Genomic DNA, 1,920 nt, shown 5'->3' on the forward strand with positions numbered 1-1,920 from the left:
GGTCGAACCGCCCGGGTTCTCGGCCACCCCGGCGGCGTTGTACGGCTCTGCCGGGGCTCGGCGGCACCCGAGGCCCAGGGACGTACGGGAACGCCGGAGGGCCCGCAGCGGTGACGGACGCTGTTGGTTAATTCGGGCCCGGTTGCTTCGCCCCGTCGGATCTATCCGGCGGGGCGAAGTGCTGCGAAGTGGCTGGTGCGGGTGTGGGCCCGTGGTGTGCCTGTGAGGTGGGCGTCGATGCGGGCGAGGTTGATGGCGGCACCGGTGAGTTGGTGCTGGAGGCTGGTCTTGGCCAGGCCCTGGTAGCGGGATCTGCGTAAGCCGCAACGCCCAACGCCTTGGGAGATGGTTCCTTCGGCTCCGGCACGGATCTTGTATCGGGCTTTCCACTCGTCGGTCTGTTGAAGGGCGCGGGTCTGCTGGAGGGTCTGGTGCTCGTCGTGCTGCCGCAGGGTGAGTTCCCTGCGTTCGGCCTTGGGTGAGCTGACGCAGTCGCGCAAGGCGGGGCAGCGGCGGCAGTCGGCGGGTGAGAATCTGACCCGGATCACGGGAAGCTCCTGCTGAGAGCTGCGCAGGGCCCACTGGGTGCTGGTGGCTCCGTTCGGGCAGGTCACCTGCTGCTGGTCCCAGTCGATGCTGAAGGCGTCCTGTCCGTAGCCGCTGCCGTTCTTCGACTGGGCGACGGTGACGGCTTGCAGCGGCCCGTGCAGCTCGATGCCGTACTCACGCCGGGCGGTCGTCAGCGCGGCGGCGCTGGGATATCCGGCATCGACCCAGTGCTCGCCGGGCAGGCAGTCCCGTTCTGCGAGGGAGGCATGGATCGGGCCGGCCATCACGCTGTCCGGGACGGTGGCGTCGGTCGTGGCGACGTTTGTGATCAGGTTCGGGATGTCCGGCTCGCAGGTCTCGGTGAGATGGGCCTTGTATCCGTCCCACAGGATGTCGCGTTTCTTGCTGCCCCTGGCTTCGGGGTCATAGGGCGTGACCAGGCGCGTTGCGCCCGGCGGGCGGTCTTTTGGGTCCCGCCGCCGCACCTCGCCCCGACTCGGTGGAAGTGCTGGACCCACATCTGCCGCAGGATCTGGACCTGCTCCAGCTCCCGCAGTCCGGCCGGTGCCCGGGGCGAGAAGACGGCCTCAAGCAGTCGCATCCCGTCCGTCCCGATCCGTCGGCCGACCTCCTCCCGTCTGGCGTGGGCCTTGGGGAACCGGGAGTCCTCGGCCCGGGTGGCGTAGTGCCTGAACCAGTCTGGTTCGGCGGTGTCCGCCAGCCAGTCGGGGGCAGCCTGCGCGAGCGTGTTCAGCGCCGAACGCAGCGTTTCCGCAACCATCTCCAGCCAGCACAGTTCCCGTGCCGCGGACTGCACGTGCGTGGAGTCGGTACGGGCCCGGCCGGCGGTCTTGAGCAGTCCCTTGTCCCGGGCCGCGGTCAGGATGCCGTCCAGCACCCGCCTGCCCGCCTCCGCATCAATGAGACGGTCCCGGAACTCCGACAGCACGGAGAAGTCGAAGCCCGGATCAGTCAGTTCCAGCGCGAGGGCGTATTTGAAGTCGATCCTCGCCCGCACCGCCTCGGCGGCCTGCCGGTCGGTGAGCCCCTCGACGAACTGCAACACCAGCACCAACGCCAGACGCCCCGGTGACCAGGCGGGTTTCCCCCGCGCCGGGAAGAGATCCGCGAACTCCTCATCGGTGAACAACGGCCCCAGCTCGTCCCGGACCCGGATCGCCAGGCTCCCTTTCGGGAAGGCCGCCCGAGCCACCCGCACCGTCTCCGCCGGAATCTCGCCCGGCCCGCTCGGCTGCATAGACATCGACACCCACCCCATACGACAACGTCGGCTCCCAAGACCACAACCGCGTCTTGGGAGCCGACGTCACGCACGGGCCCGAATTAACCAACAGCGTCCACGATCCCCGG

The 1,920-nt window shown here is 69.1% G+C and carries 1 pseudogene; it reads right to left on the minus strand.

From position 1 onward, the window contains the following. Positions 1-161: 161 nt before the first annotated feature. Positions 162-1,813 (minus strand): annotated as a pseudogene (locus ABZ281_RS47695) (IS1182 family transposase). Positions 1,814-1,920 lie beyond the last annotated feature (107 nt).

The organism is Streptomyces sp. NPDC006265 (assembly GCF_040613555.1).
In the GTDB taxonomy this organism is placed as follows: Bacteria; Actinomycetota; Actinomycetes; order Streptomycetales; family Streptomycetaceae; genus Streptomyces.